Below are 18213 nucleotides of genomic sequence, written 5' to 3'. Positions count from 1 at the left end.
GCATAAGCTAGCAGTGTAATTCAGACGATGCTGTTCACAATCCAAAAGAAGTCCCCAACCGCAAACACAGCTGGGGACATGATTATTTTACCCTACGTAAGTCAGTTTTTCACCTTTTTTAAATACTTCATCAATCGTACCGCCACCTAGGCATATGTCACCATCATAGAAAACGACTGCTTGTCCAGGTGTAATCGCGCGGATTGGCTCGTCAAATATGACTTCGACATCGCCACTTTCCAATACTTTCACCGTAACGCCGCTGTCCTCTTGACGGTACCGGAATTTTGCCGTACACGTAAATTCCGCTGCAGGTTTATGTTCCGCTACCCAACTGACATTCACAGCATTCAGGGAATTGGAATAAAGCACATCGTTATCAAAGCCTTGACACACATATAAAACATTGCGCTTCAAGTCTTTTCCCGCAACGAACCAAGGCTCGCCGCTGCCGCCAATACCTAGACCGTGACGTTGCCCGATTGTGTAATACATCAAACCGTCATGCTTACCCATTACCTTGCCTTCCATCGTAACCATATCACCCGGTTGTGCTGGAAGATAATTGCTTAAAAATTCTTTGAAATTGCGTTCCCCGATAAAACAAATACCGGTTGAATCTTTTTTCGTTGCCGTTGCAAGACCCGCTTCTTTCGCAATTTCACGAACTTCCTTCTTATCAATGTGACCAAGTGGGAACATGACTTTTTCCAATTGTTCTTGAGTAAGCTGGTTCAAGAAGTACGTTTGATCTTTATTATTATCGACACCGCGAAGCATTTTATATTCGCCATCTCTGTATTCAACCTGTGCGTAATGACCTGTCGCTACATAGTCAGCACCAAGGCTTACCGCATGCTCAAGGAATGCCTTGAACTTAATTTCCTTGTTACACATTACGTCCGGATTCGGCGTACGGCCTGCTTTGTACTCATCCAAGAAATACGTAAAAACTTTATCCCAATATTGCTTTTCAAAGTTGACTGCATAATAAGGGATACCGATTTGATTACAAACGGCAATCACATCATTGTAATCTTCCGTTGCTGTACAGACTCCGTTTTCATCTGTATCGTCCCAGTTTTTCATGAAAATCCCAACTACGTCGTAGCCTTGATTTTTCAATAGCAGGGCTGATACAGAAGAATCGACGCCTCCTGACATCCCAACGACGACGCGGGTGTCTTGTGGTGCTTTATTCATTCTGTCACCTCATTTATTTAAAGAAAAAATTATTGTTGTACCAATCTTTTAACGATCTTCACGGTTGTTTCAGCAGCCTGCCTAACTTCCTGTTCGGTGTTGTTCAGACCGAAGCTGAAACGAATCGAATTCTTCGTCCGCTCCGAACCTTTTCCAAACATCGCTACGAGCACATGCGACGGTTCAATTGACCCAGCTGTACAAGCAGATCCACTTGATACCGCAACACCGGCCAAGTCCAGATTAACGAGCATCGATTCAACATTCGTACCCGGAAAACTAACATTCAGCACATGTGGCAGCGACTGCTCCATAGATCCGTTAATTTCATATTGTACATCCGCCTCGTCAAAGACGGCAAGCAATACGTCTTTAAATTGCAAGTATTGCTCCGTTTTCTTATCCATCATGCTTTGAGCAATCCAAACCGATTCGGCAAAGCCAGCAATTGCCGGCACACTTTCCGTACCAGCTCGGCGTTTACGCTCCTGTTCTCCGCCATATAAATGGGGATTCAGCTTTAACCCTTCGCGTATATATAAAAAGCCGATTCCTTTTGGTCCGTTGATTTTATGCGCTGATACACTCAGCAAATCCACGCCCAACTCGCGGACATCAATATGAATCAGTCCATATGCCTGTACCGCATCAGTATGGAAAAAGGCTTGATGATCCTTAAGCAGTTGTCCGATTTCAGCAATCGGCTGGATAGTCCCAACTTCGTTATTACCAAACATAACCGAAACCAAAATTGTATCGTCCCGCAATGCCGCTTTTAAATCGGCAAGTGAAATAAGCCCCGCTTCATTCACAGGTAAATATGTGACCTCAAAGCCAGACTTCTCAAGGAATTGGCATGTATGCAATACTGCATGGTGCTCAATCTCTGTCGTAATGATATGCTTTCCCTTTTCTTTATACGCATTCGCAACCCCAATGATCGCCGTATTATCTGCTTCTGTTCCACCGCTCGTAAAAATAATTTCATTCCGCCCGGCCCCGATACTTGTGGCAATACTTAAACGCGCTTCATCTAAAACATGGCGCGCTTCCCGCCCGAACGCATGAATACTAGACGGATTACCAAAGTCATGGCTCATGACTGTCATCATCTTATCAATCACATTCGGATGCATCGGTGAAGTCGCAGCATGATCTAAATATATTCTGTTCACTTTTTTGTCGCCTCCATTAAAAAACGCAAGCGCCTATATAATAGGCGCGTTGCTAATCACTTAAATATAATACATATAAGAATTGATTTCACCAGTATCCTTGTAGTTCGCCAAATCCATCAACGTAGTATTATCCAATACATCCTTCACAGCATCACGAATCCGAATCCAAAGCTGACGTTTTACCGGCTCTTCATCCTCAATTCCCTCAACAGGAGTAATCGGTCCTTCCAATACGCGAATGACATCACCAGAAGTAATCTCCTGAGGATCTTTTGATAGGACATACCCACCATATGCACCACGAACACTCTTCACCAATCCTGCATTACGAAGTGGCGCAATCAGCTGCTCCAAGTAATGCTCTGACAAACTATGCGTCTGAGCAATCGATTTCAAACTTTTCGGACCTTCTCCATAATGTTTAGCAAGCTCAATCATGATCGTTAAACCATAGCGGCCTTTAGTAGATATCTTCATTAATATACACCTCATATTATTTATCCGTTTATAAATTCTGTTGAAATTATAGCATATTCCCACTAGAAATGCATTCACCCGCCCTTCATTTGTCAAATTATCCTAATTGGAGAGGTAGGAAAAGAGTTAAATATATTGCTCAAGGACGAATTATCTTAGCTCAAGGACGAATTATTCCGCTGACGGACGAATTATCTTCTCTCAAGGACGAATTATTCCGCTGACGGACGAATTATCTTCTCTCAAGGACGATTGTTCCGCTGACGGACGAATTATCTTCTCTCAAGGACGAATTGTTCCGCTGACGGACGAATTATCTTCTCTCAAGGACGAATTATCCCACATGTAGGACGAATTATCTTCTTTGTAAAACCAACGTTCATTTTTTAAAATGAAAGTTCTGTTCTTTGACACATTTATTTTCACTAAAAATACAGGAAACCTATCATTAATAGAGAATATTTCTATTAAAATATCGATAAGGAGTGGTTAAATGATTATTAAAGAATGCGAGATACCTTTAAAAGTACATATGATAGAAGCTCTAATGAGGCGCTTACCACCTGATCATGCTAGGCAACCGATATTAAACTTAGATATCAAAAAAATCAAAGCTGGATATAGCGGAGAATATAGAGTCTTATCAACTCTAAATGCCCTTCCTGAAAAAGAGTATCTACTCTTTCATGACCTCCGTCTAATCGGATTACCCTTCCCCTTCCAAATGGACATCCTTATTCTAACTTCTTATTTTCTATTAATTATTGAAGTGAAAAACATGGCTGGTGAAATCTATTTCGACAACACATTCAATCAACTTATCCGCACAAATACAGATGGAAAAACGGAAGCTTTTGATGATCCAATTCTGCAAGTGAATCGGCAGCGCCAACAGCTGTTAGAATGGTTGAAATCAAAAAAATCATCAACATTCCAGTAGAAACATTAGTCGTCAGTGCCAATTCGTCAACTATAATACGAGCTGAGAATAGAGATATTAATAGAAAAGTGATACGTAAAGATAGTATTCTTATAAAAATTGGAGAATTCAAAGAAAAATATAAAAAGAAAATCCTTTCAACTAGAGATATGAAGAGAATATCTACTTTATTGCTCGACGAACATACACCTTATATTCCAAAGCTTTTAGAAGGTTATGGAATTCCTATTAACGCCCTTCAAACAGGAGTGTACTGCCATAAATGCTATGCATTTTCTATGGAGAGGCGATTAAGAAAGTGGATTTGCCGCATATGTTTGCATTCTTCCCATGATGCCCACATCTCCGCACTTCAGGATTATGTATGCCTCGTTAAACCTACCATTACCAACAGCGAATTCCGGCAATTCCTCCAACTCAAATCTCCATCCAGCGCAAAAAAATTATTAACTTCATTAAAGTTAAATCATTCTGGCCACACCAAAGGAAGAGTTTACTCTTTACGTTCGATTATTGAGGATAGGACGAAATAATTGGTGTGAAGGACAGATTATTTTCCTGAAGGTCGATTTAACTTGCTCAACGGACGGATTAACTTCCTGAAGGTCGAATTAGTTTGATCAACGGACGAATTCATTCACTGAAGGTCGATTTAGTTTGAACCACGGACGAATTTTCTTCCTGAAGGTCGATTTATTCCGACCCACGGACGAATTTTCTCACTGAAGGTCGATTTATTCCGACCCACGGACGAATTCATTCACTGAAGGTCGAATTATTCCGACCCACGGACGAATTTTCTCACTGAAGGTCGATTTAAATACTAATTCAACTGGATTCACAGCATAATCAGAGCATTTTACCCTTTATTTGTGATACCTTATATAAAAAGGAGAGGTGCGCAATGAATATTAAACCGCTTGCTTTCCGGATGCGGCCTCGGTCGATTGATGAAATCATTGGACAGGAGCATCTGGTCGGTGAAGGAAAGATTATCGCAAGGATGGTCAAAGCCAAGCAGTTATCTTCAATGATTCTGTATGGTCCGCCTGGAATTGGTAAGACATCGATTGCTAGTGCGATTGCCGGAAGTACGAAGTTTGCGTTCCGGACGCTGAACGCGGTAACCAATAACAAGAAAGATATGGAGATCGTCGCTGCAGAAGCGAAGATGTCTGGTAAAGTGATTTTACTGCTTGACGAGGTCCATCGCCTTGATAAAGCGAAACAGGATTTCCTATTGCCTTATCTCGAAAACGGGATGATTACCTTAATTGGCGCGACGACTAGTAATCCTTATCATGCAATCAATCCGGCAATCCGTAGCCGGTGCCAGATTTTCGAGCTCAAATCATTGGAAATCAGCGATATCACAAAAGCCCTGGAACGTGCACTTCATGATGAAGAGCGCGGACTTGGTCAATATAAAACAGAGGTCAGCATTGATGCCCTTACGCATTTTGCGACCGCTTCGAACGGAGATGTCCGCAGCGCTCTGAACGCCCTAGAGCTTGCTGTTATTTCCACCGAACCTGACGAGTCTGAAACGATTATTATAGATTTACAAATTGCCGAGGAATGCATGCAGAAAAAAAGCTTTTCACATGACAAGGATGGAGATGCTCACTATGACGTCCTGTCCGCTTTCCAAAAATCAATCCGTGGCAGCGATGTGAATGCTGCCCTTCATTATTTAGGGCGCTTGGTGGAAGCCGGCGACCTTGTCAGCATTGCCCGCCGTTTGGTCGTCATTGCTTATGAGGACATTGGTCTTGCTAATCCGCAGGCTGGCCCGCGAGCCCTCGCTGCAGTTGAAGCCGCTGAACGGCTCGGTTTTCCAGAAGCCCGGATTCCACTGGCCAACTCAGTTGTCGAGCTGTGCTTATCACCGAAATCAAACACAGCCTATATCGCGATTGACGCAGCCTTATCTGATATTCGCAGCGGCCATAGCGGTGACGTTCCTGACCATCTTAAGGATGCCCATTACAAAGGGGCAAAAGATCTCGGCCGAGGCATCGACTATCTATATCCGCATGACTACGAAAACGGCTGGGTGAAGCAGCAATACTTACCTAACAAACTCCGCAACAAAAAATATTATAAACCGAAAAAGAGCGGGAAATTTGAACAAGCCCTTGCCTCGGTCTATGAAAATATTGAGAAAAAGAAATAACTCCGGATCACACCAGACCCGGAGTTTTTTCATTGAGGAAAATGAAAGCTTTTCACATGTCTCATATTGACAAAAACCGTATCACCTTGAGCATTCACCATCTCAATGATGCTGTCTTGCAGATGATTGATTTTCCCAATATCCATCGGATGCCTACCTAAATTGAGCACGACCAGTTTATTAGTTAACTTTTTTAACTGTTCCTCTAATGTCCGTGCCCAGCTTAAAGTAGAGACCTGAAGAAGTTGTTCACTTTTGTTCAAGCCGTACGGCCCTTTTTCTTCATCACAAACTGTAAGCCACTTTAAATGATCCATCGAGATGAACATCGTTTTAAACACAGGTGAATAAAAGACAAAGTAGTTATTCATAATGCCCACGATATAGCCATAGACCGGATTTGTTTTAGCGAGTAAAATTTCAACAAACATGCCCTTCGCGTTCATCAACAATTTGCGGAACGACGTCTCACTGATTTCTGGATCTACCCCCATCTCAATCTCCTCATCCGTTATTGGAAAGGAAAAATTTTTAATGTGCCTTAATGGAATGTAGCGGTACACTTTTCCCGTATACAGGACAATAATGTCCGAACTTGCTTCTATTAAAATCCCAACTACTTGAATATTTCCAGAGAGTTCTAGTTCAATATACTGACCAATATTTTTAGATAACAAGTTGTGACCACCTTTCTATTTTATTGTTTAAAAAACTCAAATCCCACCAATAAGCCATTTTGTCCAAATCATCCACAGGCAGGATGTAAAACTGTCAGTTAAACACTAAGACTAAGCCTTTCTTATTTTGTAACCGGAACACTTAGCTAAATTACATTTGAATTGCCTTGCTTGGCCAATTTTTTCCGGAAATTAGTCATAACTGTGTTAGGGTTTCATCAGTGAGAAACAACATTTCAATCTCTCAATTCTATCCCGATGATCTTTACAGCATTTAATTTAGACCAATTTGGACTGCTATCGACGCGCTTGTAGCCGCAGTAAAATCGCTCCTCGTAACCAGTAAAAGGATTACACTTTTAAGAGTAATAGAATACATTTTCCATTACGAGCACTAGCGGCATGTCCACTTTTCATAAGAAGGCACAACAACTTTGTTGGTTGCTGTACCTGTATGGTCAATCTTCTTCTTTTTTATATTTATAGGTACCATTCGCTGCTTTAATCATATTTTCAAGCCACATTTGCTTAAATATATTTACACGACGACGACGACCCTCAGGTCTGACATTCTCTTCACCCTCAAGACCGACATTCTCTTCACCCTCAGGACCGACACTCTCTTCACCCTCAGCTGGACTTTCATTTAAATTATTTTCTTCTGTTGAGAATTCAATTGTACCAAATCCCTCGATAAGGCATTCATTTGAATTGCCTTCTTCTGATGAGCTTTCAGTTGAACTACTTTCATCTGATGAGCTTTCAGTTGCATTGCCTTCTTCCGATGAGCTTTCAATTGAACTACTTTCATCTGATGAGCTTTCTGTTGGATTGCCTTCTTCCGATGAGCTTTCTGTTGAACTACTTTCTTCCGATGAGCTTTCTGTTGGATTGCCTTCTTCCGATGAGCTTTCTGTTGAATTGCTTTCTTCTGATGAACTTTCTGTTGGATTGCCTTCTTCTGATGAGCTTTCTGTTGGATTACCTTCTTCTGATGAGCTTTCTGTTGGATTACCTTCTTCTGATGAGCTTTCTGTTGGATTGCTTTCTTCTGATGAGCATTCTGTTGGATTGCCTTCTTCTGATGAGCTTTCATTTGAACTACTTTCATCCGATGAACTTTCTGTTGGATTGCCTTCTTCTGATGAGCTTTCTGTTGGATTACCTTCTTCTGATGGGCTTTCTGTTGGATTGCTTTCTTCTGATGGGCTTTCTGTTGGATTGCTTTCTTCTGATGAGCTTTCTGTTGGATTGCCTTCTTCTGATGGGCTTTCTGTTGGATTGCCTTCTTCTGATGAGCTTTCTGTTGTACCTTCTTCTTCTGAGCTTTCAGTTGTTCCACTTTCGTATGGTGAGCTTTCTTCTGTACCACTTTCGTATGATGAACTCTCAGTTGTGTCACTTTCGTATGATGAGCTTTCTGTTGTATCACATTCGTATGATGAGCTTTCTGTTGTATCACTTTCGTATGATGAGCTCTCTGTTGTATCACATTCGTATGATGAGCTTTCAGCTGTATCACATTCGTATGGTGAGCTTTCTTCTGTATCACTTTCGTATGATGAGCTTTCTTCTGTATCACTTTCGTATGATGAGCTTTCTGTTGTATCACTTTCGTATGATGAGCTCTCTGTTGAATTACTGTTTTCTGATGAGTTCTGATTTGAATCACTGTTTTCTGTTGATCCTTCATTTGAATTACTGTTTTCTGATGTGCCTTCATTTGAATTACTGTTTTCTGTTGATCCTTCATTTGAATTACTGTTTTCTGTTGAGCCGTTGTTTGAACTATTTTCATCCTCATCCTTTGCTAAGGACAAAACTTTGATTTGTTCGGTGGTAACATAAAATATTTCTTCATTTTTGACAACAATGACGTGCTCGTCTGCCACTTCAACCAGTACTCCGCCTACCTTTTCAGGTCCGCCGGTATTAATCGAAACCCAGTTGTGGATAAGCAAGGATAGGACGTCATTAAGTGTAATTGCACCCGAAAAGGTAACCTCAGATGAATCATCATTAGATTGGCTTTCCAAGATGGTTACATTTTTAACGTTTGATAACGGGAATACGACAAGCCCGTCCTTCTCGGTGGATAACACTAAAAACTCCTCTTTTGCATCTAAAACCCGGCCAATCTTTGATTCTGGCCCTCCTCCATTCACTTTAATGGAGCTAGCGACAAGTGTTTCCAATAATCCCAAATAAGTATTTGGAAAAACACGCGCTTCATCTACCGTTAAAACATCAACACCTGCTTTTTTCGCTTGCCCGATTACCATTTTCAAATACTGACTGGCATAATAAACTAATTGATTATCTTCTGTTTGAAGAATAATATAATCGTCCTTCACTTCTAATAGCTTGCCTTCTCTAGAATCCGGCCCGCCTTTAAACACTTTCACAAATTTACCTTTCAAAGCTTCAAGGTACGGTAAACTAACAGTCTCTGCCATTTTTCCTTTAGCCTCCAATAGTTATTTATACTTTAATGATATCCGTACTGCATATATATGCGCCTCCTTTCTAATACGGACTCTGCTAATCACCCATTTTAAAGTAAATCCTCGTTCCCCTAGAAAAGATTCAAGCGCTTTTCTCCTTGCAAACAAAAAAATAACCTCGGAAACTTTTCCGAAGCTACATTATTATTTTTCCTTCATATATGAGCACACGGGCACTTTCCTTTTGCCCAGATTTTGTAACTGTCACATAGACCTTTCCTGATTTTTTACCGAGTTGCTTAATGGAAGATGTCACTCCTTTCCCCTTTACCGTTAATTTAGCAAACACACCACCTTTTGAGTTGTTCACCTTAACTACTCACTTTCACGGTATCGGTCTTTCCTTTATTATTCGATGCATTCTCTTGGTTTTTTTTAGATGCAACCAATACGTTTTTTCACAATAAAAAAAACTCCAAATACTAATTTGGAGTCATACAATTTACCTATGATGTCCCTTCAGCCACCCGACCACCGATTTTCCACTACTTTCGCGGAGGTCCTCGACATTTTCCTTGGCGATGATCTGGCCATCCTTAATCAGAATGACTTCATCAAGAATTTTCTCGAGAATCACTCACCTTCATCGGATGAGCTTTCAGTCGAACTACTCTCGTTTGATGAGCTTTCAGTCGAACTACTCTCGTTTGATGAGCTTTCAGTCGAACTACTCTCGTTTAATGTGTTTTCAGTTGAATTACTTTCATTTGAAATTGCCATTTTTCCTTTAGCCTCCAATAGTTATTTATACTTTAATGATATCCGTACTGCATATATATGCGCCTTCTTTCTAATAGGGACTTTGTTTAACCGCCCATTTTTCAAGTAATCTATTTTAATTAGATTCAAAGGCCTTCTCTTTTTCAAACAAAAAAACCTCGGAAACTTTTCCGAAGCTACATGATTATTTTCCCTTCATATTTACCTATGATGTCCCTTCAGCCACCCGACCACCGATTTCCCACTACTTTCGCGGAGGTCCTCGACATTTTCCTTGGCCATGATCTGGCCATCCTTAATCAGAATGACTTCATCTAGAATATTCTCGATTTCCTCGATTTCATGAGTCGTGATGATAACCGTTCGCTTTTCAAAATCGATATAAGACAGCAAACTACGTACAATCGACTCGCGGACCATAACATCCAACCCTGAAAATGGTTCATCTAATAGCACGACCGGAGCATCCCGTGACAGAGCGAGCACTAATTTAAGCCGACCCCGATTACCTTTCGACAGCGAGCGTACCTTCTTCCGGACATCCAACTTCATGAATGCCAGCATTTCGATTGCCTTATCCCGATTAAAATCAGCAAACTGCGATGCATGAAAATCAATATACTGACCCACCGTAAAATTAGGATAGAAAAAATCAATCTCAGTTAGATAAGAGACTGCCGCGGCAATCCTCCTGCTCACCGCCACTCCTTCGACCGTCACAACACCATGATCCGGTTTCGCCAGACCAGCAATCAGCTTGAGCAAGGTCGACTTACCGCTTCCATTCGCTCCTAACACCCCGTATATCTTCCCCACTTCAAACGTGAGCGAAACATTATCCAGGGCAACGACTCTTCCATACTTTTTCGTTATTTCACGCAGTTCAATTATCATTCTGCTTCCCCCTGCTTCATCAAAAATTGCTGTACTGCTGCCAACATTTCTGTTCTGGACAAGCCGATTTCTTTCATGTTTTCAACGAACGTTTCAATAACTTCTGTTTGAATCCGGGTACGCAGTGAAGCAATCAACTCCGGATCATTTTTAACGAATGTACCTTGCCCCCTTCTCGTCTCCACAATTCCATCCCTCTCAATCTCGGCGTAGGTACGCTGAATCGTATTCGGATTGACCCCCATCTCAACAGCCATTTCGCGAACTGATGGCAGTTTTTCGCCGCTTTTTATCTCTCCACGCACAATCGAATAACAAATTCGATCGGCTACTTGTAAATAAATTGGTTTTGATGCATGAAAATCCTCTGACATCAATCACACCTCAATCTTTCGGTCTAGCAGCCAACATGCTGCGAGAAACAATAGCACTAATCCAATAACATCCAACCCGCTTGTTAAAAGTGAAATATCCCCCCCGCCTTCTAGATAAAGCTCCAACTTGAATTCAGACATATTCATTGAAGAACCACTCATCGCAGGTATTAACCATATATCATCTAGCTTCTGATAAAATGCCGTATTTACAATCTCATTCCGGAGCATAATTATCCCTAAACATAGAACAGAAACAAACAGCCAACGAAGATGTTTAATAGAATGCAACCGGGCGAGCGCATGATATACCACCCATAAAAACAGTAAAAACACGGCAATTAAAATACTAACTGTTAACATAAACGCGTCTATCTTAAGTAAGCCCATTATTCCCAACTTATTTTCCACCTGAAAGTCTGCCTGAAAATAACTCACCGGTATCGTCGATGCCACAAAAATAAGACAGGAGGAAAAAATAAGCGAAACCATTTGAAACAGAACACTCGTCAATAATTTACTTCCAAGCAAAATTGCCGACGACTGAGGATTGTAAATCCATAACTGTGTCTTCCCGTCAGAATTCAAACATCCAAAAATCAGAGAGACCATAATAAACGGTTGCATAATCATGATCAACCATGTGCACATATAAAAAAGACCTGCAACTTCCCAATACCTGGATGCTAAAAAAGAAATAAACACTAACCCCCCCTGTACAACCAACAGCCAGAGCAGAGCATTTTTCCCAATCAGCCACTCCTTTTTCATTAAACCTTTAAATGAATTCAACTTCTCAACCCCTTCACCACTGTGTTAGTTACATAGTACACGGTAACACCAAAAATTGTCAAAGGTATTATAAAATAACAAAATAAACTATTCTTTTAAACTGAAATTAAATATAATAGACTAAGTGATTACAAAACGAGGAAGGAAGTAAGATATGAGAAACGAAAAAAAGAAGAAAAAGAAACGGACATGGCTGAAAGTAGTCGGAATTGTCGTCCTTCTTATTATATTAGGCGGTGGGGCCTTTGCCTTCTCCGTATGGAATGCCCTAACAAAAACTGTAGAAACGATGCATACGCCCATAGACCGTAACACGGATAAACGAACTAAGGACCTTGCCCTATCAGATCAGGAGCCCTTTTCTATACTCATGCTCGGTGTCGATGAACGAGATGGCGACAGAGGCCGTTCTGATACAATGATCGTCTTAACCGTTAATCCACAAAAGAAATCGGTTAAAATGCTGAGCATCCCGCGTGATACACGCACCGAGATTGTCGGACACGGTACACAGGATAAAATCAACCACGCGTATGCATTTGGCGGCGCGGCAATGTCAATGGATACTGTCGAGAACTTCCTCGATATTCCGATTGACTACTATATGAAGATCAATATGGAAGGCTTTAAGGATATCGTTGACGCAGTCGGCGGTGTGACTGTGCAAAATAATTTGGACTTCAGCTCTGATGGTGTTCATTTCGCAAAAGGTACGCTTACCCTTAATGGGAAAGATGCGCTAAGTTATGCACGAATGAGACATGATGATCCGAATGGTGATTTTGGCCGTCAATCCAGACAACGCTCCATTATCGAGGCTGTTATCAAGGAAGGCGCAAGCATTTCATCCTTGACGAAATACGATGAAGTTTTCGGTGCACTAAGTAAAAATATTCAGACAAATTTGACGTTTGATGACATGATGGACATCCAAAAGAACTACCGGGCCGCAAGCAAAGACATTTCCGAATCATCCATTAATGGCACTGGAACGAAAATCGACGGAATCTACTATTATATTGTGTCGGAAGAAGAACAAGAAAAAGTTCAAACCGAATTAAAAGAACATTTAGCCATAAAATAATAAATAATAAAAAAGCTGTCTGGACCCGCATCCAGACAGCTTTTTCATTTTCTTCGTCCAATATTCTGACAAAAAACGGACATCAATTGTAGAGATTTGTTGGAATCTTTGTTGTTTATTAGGCGCAAAAAGACGGTATAATCTAGTATGAGTTGAATATTCCTTTCTTCTACTTGAACCTTTTTTATCACTAGACACTATTATTCTTTGGACACGAAATTATGTTAAATATCCTTCATATTCTATAACAATCATAAAAGGAGTGAATTGTATGAAAATCAAGGCAGGTAGTTGGACAATGCTAAGCAAACAGGACAAAATGTTTATTCTGAAAGCCATCAGTGATCGCTCTAAAATGAAATATGTTTCATGAGAAGGAAAACTGTTGATTTCCTAGGTATATACCCTCTCCATTTTCAATAATTAAAAGAATCTTAAACCTCGAAAAAGGAGAGGAATCTATTCAAAACGATAATCCCATAACAAACGCCATTCGTCTTTTTCCTTTACCACATAGCAATCCTGTTCTATTGTAAACACGCCAAAGCGAGAATCGAAGACCTGTGTTACAGGAATCATATAGGCAGTTTTATGCACTTTTCCATCCTTAGCCAGGCTCCAGTTCTTCACTTTCTTAGATCGACCTACATCATACTGAAAGGTTTCCACTTCCATATGCGACATAAAAACATGGGCCCGATTTTGCACATAATCGCCTCGATTCGGGAACCGCAGCTTCATTTCAGAACTTAATAAATCCCATGACTTCCCGAACTCAGCCCCACTCTCATACTCATAAAAATCCTCCACCAAGCGTACAGGGCCACTCGGCCAAAGAAAAAAGATACAACCTCCTACAGCTAAAACTAGGAGCATACTTGCCAATATTCCTTTTGGACTCTTATTTTGTCTTTTCATCTTTCATCACCTTCACAAAGGTCATTGCTATAATATATATGGGATAAACGATAAAAAAGAAGCATGTTGTTAGACATACTTCTTAAGTATTGTATGGGTACGGTTTCATGGGAGATTTCTTATTTATAAGGAGTTGAAGGATAAAGGGGAAATCATTCAATGACGCTTTCGCCGTCGATTTATTATAAAAAAGCATAAAATACCTAGTAATCCACCAAACGTATCAAGCATAACATCCTGCCACAAGGGGGTACGTCCACCTGTGAATTTTTGATGCAGTTCGTCCGCACTAGCATAAAAAAGGACACACAAAAGAGCACCTAAAGACGAAATAACGCCGTTTTTTACAAAAGTGCGCCAAACACTAATCGTCAAAAAACCGAACACAAAAAAGATAATAAGATGGGCACCCTTACGAATAAAAAACTCCAAAAACCCAGCCACTCCAGCTGTATGAACACTCACCTCAAGCCCACCATACATAAATGAAATACCACCGAGTTTTTCATACAAAAACGGGGTATTTAACTGTCCTAAAAAGGGAGAAATCCTTTGCTCCTCATACGTCTGTGAGGAAAAAAAGAAGATTAACATGGCCCATAAAACGAACAAAGCTGGGATTAACCACTTACGGAACTTACGGATCATATTCTATCATGTTCCTCAATGATACCGCTTAGTTTTTCCTTAAGATCTTCCACAAGATCATTTACTGTAACATCCTGCTGAAACTCGCCTTTTGTATACGTATCTATTAATATATCAATAAAATCCATTAGAATATCCACTCCAATTTGAATAGAGCCTCTATGTAAAACAGTTGTACTAAACCTATTTTTCTAAAATAAGGAATATAGCTCTTTTAATTGATAATCACATATAAAAAGTGTATTGGCAAGCGGAAATAAATTCAAAAAGGGTAAAATCAGAATTTTTAAAGAAATATTAATAGAATAATCACAAAAAGTTCATAACTGACGGATTATTAATATCATCAGCTGAAAATATGTAGTTCATTAGGTGTAAAAAACAAAAGAAAAAGAAATCAAAAAGGACTGATCTCTCAGCCCTATTTGATAAACACCCTTATGATCGACCAAGAAAAAAAGTCAATAAAGAAATCAAGATTAAAGTAATAGTAATATAAGACCCAATAAAAATTTTCTTGCTTCTTTCTTTCTTTTCATAAACTTCCTCGAACGTAATATATTTATTTTTTGTCATCAAATTCTCCTTGTATTTTGATGGCAGCTTGACATCGCCCTCTGCGAAGTCCTTTTAGCTTTTTCTTTATAGTATAGTATCGTCAAATACACAAAAATATTAACTGTTTTATTCACTATTTTTTTGTTGGGCATTTATATCTATTCGTCACTTTATAGTCTACTATAAATCATACAAAATACATTAATTCAAAATATTCCAATATACCAATTACCCTATTAAACTGTCCAAGGTTTCATCCATCACTAAAAAGTTTTCTATCTTTATCTGTTGCTAAAGAACTGTTTTTAGGGCTACAATTTGTTTAAACCATTTACTGTTCTTAAATAATACCACTTCTTTGTACTCACTACCTTCTTCATATTAATCCAATGAGAAAACGCTTACAATAGTACTATATACTTATTATCCTGATTTTTTATTAAATATTTTACTACTTGTTGAAAAGTCTTAGAGCCGGAACATTCTAGTCGGAAAAATATCTAATTATATCCAAATATTCTATAGAAATATTGGTACTTACAATTTCCGAACAATACTATAGGGAACTAACAATATATTGTGCTAATCTATTAGAAACTCTTAGGTATCAGCTCACGCAAATGACTAATTTTGTTGATAGCAGATCGCTTCATCCGCAAGCTTTTAAGTTATAACAAAAGATAACAGAAGAATCCAGTTCATAAAAAAAAAGGCTGAATAACAGCCCTCCAAAGTATATATATATTTTTGTTTATCTAATTCTAATTCTTGTGGGGCTGATTATTCAAGTTCTGTTCATTCTGAATAAACTCTCGCACTTCTTGAATGGAAACCCCTACACTTTTTGCTTCCAAAATTAAAATAATCCATTCTGCATCAATTTTTTTCTGCATATCTTCTTTTTCACCCTATTTGTGGTAACACAGCCGTCTTAGCATAGCCTTAGACCTGTAATTTTGCGTCCCTACTTTTCAATAGGTTTGCGTTTCTCAAGAGTATTGAACATTTTACGTAATCTTCTTACGATGGTGGTTAAAAACCATGATAAAGACACTTCCATTATCTATTTAAAAAGCTTAACTCCAATTAATTTAATTGGTGTCCAAATTTCTCTCATTTGAATTAAAGGCATAAATTCATTTCATCCTTTTTGCGGTAAACCAGCCTCCTAGCAAATACCTTAGACCTCTGGTTTTGCGCCCTTACTTCAATTACTATATTGAGATTAATTATACTTAATAAGTTAACAATTGTTAATAGATAACTATTAATTACTTTATAACATTATTCGATAAAGTTTTAATTAGTAAGTAATTCAAATATCTTCTTAATAATCTTAAGGTCTATATTCTTTAGTCTAATGACAGGCTATAACTAATTCTCTTCCTTTATATATTAAACATAAAAAAACTACTATATATAAACCTTTGACATAAACAGTTTTTCCGTCCCCCATTTACTTTAAAACTGACTTTGAAAACTGTATATCCCTTATATAAAACCTCCCCTAAATACCAACTGGTCAGTAACACTTTCTTTAAAGTTTTTTAAATTCAAATTCCAAGAAGATTGAAATTTACCAGCTTTCCGGAATTTCCTTGTAGATTCAAATTTAAACTTCCCCTAATAATTTGCTTATAGATTAGGATACCATGGTTCACCTTTTTACTTTTTTTGTCTATTTTTGTCTACCTTTGTCTGTTTTAGAGAACTAACTATACTTTATAACGAACAAATGCTATATTATAAAAAAAACGGTTCTTATGGAGGGGGAATATGTCTAGTAGATATGAGGAATTAGACTCACTAAGAGGATTAGTCGCACTTATTGTATTAATTGGGCATTATATGATGATATACCCATCATATGCAAGTTATCGGTATGATTCAAGCAGTCCCTACATATTCTATTTATTCAAGGAAACTCCTCTAAGACTTTTTTTCAGTAGCGGCAATGAGTCTGTCATTCTATTCTTTGTATTAAGTGGTTTTGTTTTGTATTTATCTATTAATAATGAGAAATTCCATTATCCTACATACTTAATAAAACGAGTTTTTCGAATTTATTTACCATATCTAGTAGCAATAATTATAGCTATATTGGCTAAAATGCTTTTAAGCCATAATGATATGCCGTTTATTAGTAACTGGTTTAGCAAATCCTGGACCGTTTCAGACACACCGACTCTATTATTACAACATCTTTTGTTTATCGGGAGTTACAATACTGACGCCTATAACAATGTAATATGGTCTCTTGTCCACGAAATGAGAATCTCGATTATATTTCCAGTTTTGATTTTTCTATTTATACGAAAAAAATTCAAATATTCCTTATTTTGGTTTATGATTTTAAGTTTTTCATCAACTATGGTTTTATATTTGTTTGGTTCCAATTTGAACATAACTAGCAGTCTTTTGAGTTTCCACTACATAACTATTTTTTTATTGGGAGCAATATTAGCGAAGTATCGCCATTACCTATTTAACTATACTTCCAAGATGAAAAAAACTGTAAAAATTGTAGTACTGATGATCGCATTTATTTGTTTTATGTACGAAGGTATAATTGGTGAAGTAGATTTATTAAACAATTATATTTTCAGGGACTATGTTGTATCGTGTGGTGTTTGTATCTTTATGATTATGAGCATATCTTCCTTAAAACTTTCATCATTATTACGGTCTAAAGCACTTACTTTTCTCGGTAAAATTTCTTATAGTCTGTATTTGTATCATCTCATCTCGTTATTCTCCTTCATGTACCTATTTTATGATAAGTTGCCTACCGGCTTAATATTAATGTTTTCATTCTTCTTTTCCTTTTTACTATCTTCATTGGCGTATGTATTCGTTGAAAAACCATGCATGAACCTTGGATCGTATATTACGAGAAGAAAAAAACCAGTAACAGAAATATCCGTGAATCCTAAACCTGTAAAACGAAAAATAGGGTAAAAGCTTACCTATATTAAGTGGGATTTTTCAAACTGATAGTGCGAAATGAAAGGTAAATATTTATTGAATATGAGTCTCAAACAAAATTTTTACGATTCCTAAAAAAGTGGTG

At 38.5% G+C, this 18213-nt stretch carries 20 protein-coding genes and 1 riboswitch; of the genes, 6 read left to right on the top strand and 14 right to left on the bottom strand.

Annotation, left to right across the window (positions count from 1 at the left end; genetic code table 11):
• Window positions 1-87: 87 nt before the first annotated feature.
• From mnmA to cymR, 3 genes are read right to left on the bottom strand one after another with little or no spacing between them, the layout of a single operon-like run.
• The gene (mnmA, locus tag JFU24_RS24650; RefSeq protein ID WP_201250656.1) at window positions 88-1203 is read right to left on the bottom strand and encodes a tRNA 2-thiouridine(34) synthase MnmA; all 1116 of its coding nucleotides are present in this window, start codon (window positions 1201-1203) and stop codon (window positions 88-90) included.
• A 29-nt stretch (window positions 1204-1232) separates the two neighbouring features.
• On the bottom strand, window positions 1233-2378 hold the full coding sequence (locus tag JFU24_RS24645) for an IscS subfamily cysteine desulfurase (protein WP_201250655.1): 1146 nt from the start codon (window positions 2376-2378) through the stop codon (window positions 1233-1235).
• Window positions 2379-2438: 60 nt separating this feature from the next.
• Window positions 2439-2858: a cysteine metabolism transcriptional regulator CymR gene (gene cymR / locus JFU24_RS24640; RefSeq protein ID WP_053347061.1), complete on the bottom strand. Its 420-nt coding sequence runs from the start codon at window positions 2856-2858 to the stop codon at window positions 2439-2441.
• Window positions 2859-3351: 493 nt separating this feature from the next.
• Here cymR and JFU24_RS24635 point away from each other — a divergent pair, with 493 nt between their 5' ends.
• The 3 genes from JFU24_RS24635 (at window position 3352) to JFU24_RS24625 (ending at window position 5974) form a co-directional block, all read left to right on the top strand.
• Entirely contained in the window at window positions 3352-3798 is a 447-nt protein-coding gene (locus JFU24_RS24635; RefSeq protein WP_201185924.1) for a nuclease-related domain-containing protein, read from the top strand.
• A complete protein-coding gene (locus JFU24_RS24630) occupies window positions 3762-4331 on the top strand; it encodes a hypothetical protein (protein ID WP_201185926.1) in 570 nt (189 codons plus the stop codon). The genes JFU24_RS24635 and JFU24_RS24630 overlap by 37 nt, the downstream gene beginning before the upstream one ends.
• 371 nt (window positions 4332-4702) lie before the next feature.
• Window positions 4703-5974 carry a replication-associated recombination protein A gene (locus tag JFU24_RS24625; RefSeq protein WP_201223593.1) on the top strand — a complete coding sequence of 424 codons (1272 nt, stop codon included), beginning with the start codon at window positions 4703-4705 and terminating at the stop codon, window positions 5972-5974.
• Between the two features lie 29 nt (window positions 5975-6003).
• Here the strand turns inward: JFU24_RS24625 and JFU24_RS24620 are convergent, their stop codons facing one another.
• The 3 genes from JFU24_RS24620 to JFU24_RS24610 form a co-directional block, all read right to left on the bottom strand.
• Window positions 6004-6651 (bottom strand): hypothetical protein, encoded by a 648-nt coding sequence (locus JFU24_RS24620; RefSeq protein ID WP_056528496.1) that lies wholly within the window; start codon window positions 6649-6651, stop codon window positions 6004-6006.
• 458 nt (window positions 6652-7109) lie between these two features.
• Window positions 7110-9107 (bottom strand): hypothetical protein, encoded by a 1998-nt coding sequence (locus tag JFU24_RS24615; protein ID WP_201250654.1) that lies wholly within the window; start codon window positions 9105-9107, stop codon window positions 7110-7112.
• Window positions 9108-9291: 184 nt separating this feature from the next.
• Window positions 9292-9465 carry a hypothetical protein gene (locus tag JFU24_RS24610; protein ID WP_201250653.1) on the bottom strand — a complete coding sequence of 58 codons (174 nt, stop codon included), beginning with the start codon at window positions 9463-9465 and terminating at the stop codon, window positions 9292-9294.
• A 138-nt stretch (window positions 9466-9603) separates the two neighbouring features.
• On the opposite strand from JFU24_RS24610, the gene JFU24_RS29800 reads away from it, so the two are divergent.
• On the top strand, window positions 9604-9984 hold the full coding sequence (locus JFU24_RS29800) for a hypothetical protein (protein WP_207203222.1): 381 nt from the start codon (window positions 9604-9606) through the stop codon (window positions 9982-9984).
• Window positions 9985-10076: 92 nt separating this feature from the next.
• On the opposite strand, the gene JFU24_RS24600 is transcribed toward JFU24_RS29800, so the two are convergent.
• Genes JFU24_RS24600 through JFU24_RS24590 form a run of 3 tightly spaced genes read right to left on the bottom strand, consistent with a single transcriptional unit; the run spans window position 10077 to window position 11935 of the window.
• Window positions 10077-10769 (bottom strand): ABC transporter ATP-binding protein, encoded by a 693-nt coding sequence (locus tag JFU24_RS24600; RefSeq protein WP_201250651.1) that lies wholly within the window; start codon window positions 10767-10769, stop codon window positions 10077-10079.
• Window positions 10766-11143, bottom strand: a complete 378-nt coding sequence (locus tag JFU24_RS24595) for a GntR family transcriptional regulator (RefSeq protein WP_201185932.1) — start codon at window positions 11141-11143, stop codon at window positions 10766-10768. The genes JFU24_RS24600 and JFU24_RS24595 overlap by 4 nt, the downstream gene beginning before the upstream one ends.
• Before the next feature lie 3 nt (window positions 11144-11146).
• Complete coding sequence (locus JFU24_RS24590; RefSeq protein ID WP_201250650.1) at window positions 11147-11935, bottom strand: hypothetical protein; 789 nt, start codon at window positions 11933-11935, stop codon at window positions 11147-11149.
• Between the two features lie 154 nt (window positions 11936-12089).
• Between JFU24_RS24590 and tagU the strand changes: the two genes are divergently transcribed.
• Complete coding sequence (gene tagU, locus JFU24_RS24585; RefSeq protein ID WP_201185937.1) at window positions 12090-13019, top strand: polyisoprenyl-teichoic acid--peptidoglycan teichoic acid transferase TagU; 930 nt, start codon at window positions 12090-12092, stop codon at window positions 13017-13019.
• Window positions 13020-13478: 459 nt separating this feature from the next.
• On the opposite strand, the gene JFU24_RS24580 is transcribed toward tagU, so the two are convergent.
• From JFU24_RS24580 to JFU24_RS24565, 5 genes are all read right to left on the bottom strand, one after another.
• Complete coding sequence (locus tag JFU24_RS24580) at window positions 13479-13937, bottom strand: hypothetical protein (RefSeq protein ID WP_201185938.1); 459 nt, start codon at window positions 13935-13937, stop codon at window positions 13479-13481.
• 156 nt (window positions 13938-14093) lie between these two features.
• On the bottom strand, window positions 14094-14585 hold the full coding sequence (locus tag JFU24_RS24575; RefSeq protein ID WP_201250649.1) for a VanZ family protein: 492 nt from the start codon (window positions 14583-14585) through the stop codon (window positions 14094-14096).
• Window positions 14582-14713 (bottom strand): hypothetical protein, encoded by a 132-nt coding sequence (locus tag JFU24_RS30875; protein ID WP_274608148.1) that lies wholly within the window; start codon window positions 14711-14713, stop codon window positions 14582-14584. The genes JFU24_RS24575 and JFU24_RS30875 overlap by 4 nt, the downstream gene beginning before the upstream one ends.
• Before the next feature lie 310 nt (window positions 14714-15023).
• Window positions 15024-15161 carry a hypothetical protein gene (locus JFU24_RS24570; RefSeq protein WP_157444003.1) on the bottom strand — a complete coding sequence of 46 codons (138 nt, stop codon included), beginning with the start codon at window positions 15159-15161 and terminating at the stop codon, window positions 15024-15026.
• A gap of 743 nt (window positions 15162-15904) precedes the next feature.
• Complete coding sequence (locus JFU24_RS24565) at window positions 15905-16036, bottom strand: anti-repressor SinI family protein (protein WP_201250648.1); 132 nt, start codon at window positions 16034-16036, stop codon at window positions 15905-15907.
• A gap of 20 nt (window positions 16037-16056) precedes the next feature.
• Window positions 16057-16138: riboswitch (cyclic di-GMP riboswitch) on the bottom strand.
• Window positions 16139-16919: 781 nt separating this feature from the next.
• Between JFU24_RS24565 and JFU24_RS24560 the strand changes: the two genes are divergently transcribed.
• Entirely contained in the window at window positions 16920-18101 is a 1182-nt protein-coding gene (locus JFU24_RS24560) for an acyltransferase family protein (protein ID WP_201250647.1), read from the top strand.
• Window positions 18102-18213 lie beyond the last annotated feature (112 nt).

It is taken from the genome of Peribacillus sp. TH27 (assembly GCF_016650915.1).
Taxonomy (GTDB): domain Bacteria; phylum Bacillota; class Bacilli; order Bacillales; family DSM-1321; genus Peribacillus; species Peribacillus butanolivorans.
Note: the sequence above shows the minus strand (reverse complement) of the source record. Positions and strands in the feature narration are given on the sequence as shown.